The sequence below is a fragment of the Pseudomonas sp. P4_C3 genome, from assembly GCF_056402075.1.
In genome coordinates this window covers 1-694 of sequence record NZ_JBFUIC010000759.1, presented here as the reverse complement: position 1 = coordinate 694, position 694 = coordinate 1, and the positions used below count along the sequence as shown (strand labels likewise).

At 55.8% G+C, this 694-nt stretch carries 1 pseudogene; it reads left to right on the top strand.

The features are described from left to right. Positions 1 to 153 precede the first annotated feature (153 nt). A pseudogene (locus AC1DVH_RS32295) lies at positions 154 to 694 on the top strand (outer membrane beta-barrel protein); the annotation flags it as partial.

The window sequence follows — 694 nt, the reverse complement described above, 5'->3', positions numbered from 1 at the left end:
TGTCAATGCTGGGGGCTGAACGGGTCATGCTCCTGCTACAGTTCTTGAACCGGCAGCAGCAAGTCTGCGTCCCGCTCAGTGATCTGGAGCGACAACGTTCGTAACGACACAAGCAAAAACAGCCGGGCTTATTCACTTCTAGGGAATAACGATATGCCCCTCAAGCCGCACCGCCCTTTTGCATTGCTCGTGGTCTCCCTGTATCCCGGCATTGCCTGGAGTATTGACCCGCAATCCATTGATATTTACGGATTCCAGTTCATTCCCACTTTCGGCTTGTCGGAAAGTTACGACGACAACATTCGAGAGGTCGAGCATAACGTCCAGTCCTCTATGGTGACCAGGATTGCACCTTCCTTCGAGCTCAAGGCTGAAGACCGCAACAGCGCCACCCGGCTTACCTGGCAACCGACCCGCAACATCTATCATTCGCAGTCCGATGCATCGAGCACCGGGCAGCGCCWGCGGGCCGACAGCATCATGGAGTTCACCGACCGCCACCGCCTGAAACTCGACGCCGAATACCATAAGTTCGAGCGAACGACTTCAACCGCGGTCGAAGGTATCAACGACAAACTCAACGACAAGCGCGTGGGGGGCGTCTACACCTACGGTGCCAAAACCGCCGACAACCAGATAGACATCGGCGCCAATTACGCGCAACGGCGCTACGACAATAGCGACGGCATAAATG